We start from the raw sequence: 3,099 nt of genomic DNA, 5'->3' as shown, positions 1-3,099 counted from the left end.
CGACCCGGTCGACGTCCCGCCCGAGGTAGTCGACGGCGTCGTCGGTGGTGACCGTCGCGCCGTCACCGCTCGCCGACGGCGCGGGCTCCGAGGCGTTCGCGCGCGTCTCCTGCTTCGGGTCCTCGACCCCGCCGAAGACGCCGACGCCACCGAAACTCCCGGACGCCAGCTTCTCGCGCGCGCTCTCCACGTCGTCTGCTGGCACCTCGACCGTGTGCGTTTCGCCGTCCTTCGTGACGGTGAGCGTGACGGTGCCGCCGGGGTCGTTGCGGGTTTTGAACGTCGCGACCGCCGTGAACAGACACCAGAACGTCGTGATGATGCCCGCGGTGTACACGAGAATGAACGCCAGCGTCCCCGTGGACGGTACCCCAGTTCCGGGCGTGTACCAGTTGTACGGGTACGACGCCCGGAACAACATGACGCCGAGCACGGCGAGGCCGGCGCCGACCGCTGCTGCGGCGCGCTGGAGTCGGTTCGCGGGGAGCACGGTGAAGATACCCACGAACACCGCCGGGATGCCGAGTCCAGCCAGGATGCCGGCAATTTCGCGGCTCTCGTAGGGGCCGTAGCCGTTGTTGATGAGTACGCCGGTGCCGCCCGCGAGAATCCCGCCGACGACGAGGAGGGCGCCCGCGGCGAACAGGCCGGTACCGAGGTAGACGCGCCGCTGGCTGGCATCGCCGGCGCGCCGGTCGTAGGTCTCCCCCAGGCTAGTCATGAGGGACCGTTACGGGCCCAGGGTAAAAACAGTACGTCAGACAAGAGACCGTTCGACCCGCGGTTTACCGTACTGTGGGAGCGCCACGTTCGGGCGCGCTGCTCGCGGCTCCCGCCGGTCGCCGCTCGCCACAACGTGCCCTCACTTCGATCGGCCACGCTCCTCGCGGCTCCCGCCGGTCGCCGCTCGCCACAACGTGCCCTCCCTCCGGTCGGGCACGCATGCTTCGAAAGGTTGAATCCACGCCCCCCCGAACCCCCGTGCATGGCTGACGACAACGACGACGAGGACGAACCCGCCGTCGAACTGGGCGACGGCGAATCCGTCGAGGGCGCGCCGCTCCCGCGCGTAGCGTCCCGACTGACGTGGGCTCAGCAGAAGAGCGAGGTCGTCCGCAAGGAGGGGGACTCGGTCATCCGGACGCCGGACGGCCCCCGGCGGCTCGACGAACTCCTCGAGGACGTCGACATCCCCTACTTCGAGACGCGCCGCGAGTTCGAGGACGCGATCCGAGACGTCATCGGGTCGGGTCCCGTCCCAACGGAGTGACCGGCGACGCGCCACAGGCGACGCCCGGCTCGCGGCGTCCGAGTCCCTTCCGAGTCGATTGTTTGCCGAAACCGCAATATTTCTGCCCTTGCGCCCTTCGAACCCGGCGACGGGTTCTCCAACGTTCTGGGAATCACCGTCCACCCCTTTTAGGTGAGTCCGTTAATCGCCGTGCATGACGATTCGCAGGACCTACGAACACTTCCTCTGGCGGTCGATGGCGCTGATTGGCGCTGACGGGTCGATCGAACGGAAGATGCTCACGGCGGTCGGCCTGCAGTTCCTCGGCGCGGTTGCGATGGCGATACTGGCCGTGTTCACCGACGGGGCCGTCCAGGTCGCCGGAGTCGGGGCGACGCTCGCACTGTCCGCGGTCGCGTTCGCGAACACGTACCTCGTCGCCGAGCGCGACCTCGTGGAGCCCATCGTGGCGCTGGACGCCGCGGCCACGGACGTCGCCGCGGGCGAGTTCGAGGACGTCGAGATTCCCGACAGCGACCGTCACGACGAGGTCGCGGGTCTCGTCGCGTCCTTCGAGGACATGCAGTCGAACCTCGGGACGGCCGCGCGGCAGGCGGACGCGCTCGCGCGCCAGGACTTCGACGACCCGGCCCTGGACAACGAGGTGCCGGGCGCGTTCGGGAACAGCATCGCGGAGATGGCCGCGAGCCTCGAGGCGTACACCCGAGAGCTCGAGACGAAGACCGACGAACTGGAAGCGCAGTCGGGACAGCTCCAGCGTCTCGTCGACGCACTGTCCGATGCCATCGAGGACGCCCAGCACGGCGACCTGACGGCGACCGTCGACGCCGCGGAACTGGACGTCGGCGAGGAGCACCGCGCGGTCGCGGCCGACGTCGAGGACCTCGTCGCGACGCTGGCGGACACCATCGCCGACATCCAGTCGTTCGCGGACGAGGTGCTGTCGGCGGCCCGGGCGACCGACCAGCGGGTCGGGGGACGTCGCCGACAACAGCGCGGAAGTGAGCGGGTCTGTCAACGAGATCGCGGCGGGCGCCGCCCAGCAGACCGAGCAACTGAACGACATCGCCGCGGAGATGGACACGCTGTCGGCGTCCGTCGAGGAGATCGCGGCGAGCGCCGACGACGTCGCGGACACCGCGCAGTCGGCCGCCGACCGGGGCGAGGCGGGCCGCGAAGCCGTCGAGGAGACCATCTCGGAGCTACGGGACCTGCGCGAGCAGAGCCAGGCCGTCGCCGAGACAGTCGCGTCGCTGGCCGAGGCTGTCGACCGCATCGACGGCATCACCGCGGTCATCGAGGACATCGCCGAGGAGACCAACATGCTGGCGCTGAACGCGTCCATCGAGGCCGCACGGACGGACGGCGACGGAGACGGGTTCGCGGTGGTCGCCGACGAGGTCAAGAGCCTCGCCGGAGAGACCAGCGAGCAGGCGAGTGACATCTCCGAACTCGTCGCGGAGGTCACCGACCAGGCGGACGAGGCGACCGCCGCCATCGACGACGTGAACACGGAGGTCGACCGGAAGATCGAGAACGCCGAGGACGTGCTCCGGGACTTCGAGGCAATCGTCGACGAGGTGGCGAACGTGAACGCCGCGGTCCAGGAGATTTCGACGGCGACCGAGCAGGGCGCCCAGTCAACGACGGAGGTCGCGCGGATGGTGGACGAGGTCGGCAGCGTCAGTCAGGAGACGGCCGCGGAGGCCGAGACGGTCGCGACGGCCGCCGACGAGCAGACCGAGGCGACCGACGACGTCGCGGGCCGGATGACCGGCCTCGCGCAGCGCACGGAGGCGCTCGCGGAGCTGCTCGACGACTTCGACGTCCCGGCCGACGCGGGGACG

At 69.8% G+C, this 3,099-nt stretch carries 3 protein-coding genes and 1 pseudogene; 3 read left to right on the top strand and 1 reads right to left on the bottom strand.

Going from position 1 to position 3,099, the window contains the following annotated elements; translation table 11 throughout:
* Positions 1-721, bottom strand: a 721-nt coding sequence (locus GRX66_RS17805; protein ID WP_233745652.1) for a DUF7139 domain-containing protein, incomplete at its 3' end; no start/stop codon positions are given.
* Positions 722-985: 264 nt separating this feature from the next.
* On the opposite strand from GRX66_RS17805, the gene GRX66_RS17800 reads away from it, so the two are divergent.
* From GRX66_RS17800 to GRX66_RS20625, 3 genes and pseudogenes are all read left to right on the top strand, one after another.
* Positions 986-1,270 carry a DUF5789 family protein gene (locus GRX66_RS17800; RefSeq protein WP_159527697.1) on the top strand — a complete coding sequence of 95 codons (285 nt, stop codon included), beginning with the start codon at positions 986-988 and terminating at the stop codon, positions 1,268-1,270.
* A gap of 175 nt (positions 1,271-1,445) precedes the next feature.
* A pseudogene (locus GRX66_RS20875) lies at positions 1,446-1,766 on the top strand (chemotaxis signal transducer protein MpcT); the annotation flags it as partial.
* A 487-nt stretch (positions 1,767-2,253) separates the two neighbouring features.
* Positions 2,254-3,099 (top strand): methyl-accepting chemotaxis protein (locus GRX66_RS20625; RefSeq protein WP_325064186.1); only part of this gene is annotated, 846 nt, incomplete at its 3' end.

The organism is Halobacterium bonnevillei (assembly GCF_009831555.1).
GTDB lineage: Archaea > Halobacteriota > Halobacteria > Halobacteriales > Halobacteriaceae > Halobacterium > Halobacterium bonnevillei.
Note: the sequence above shows the minus strand (reverse complement) of the source record. Positions and strands in the feature narration are given on the sequence as shown.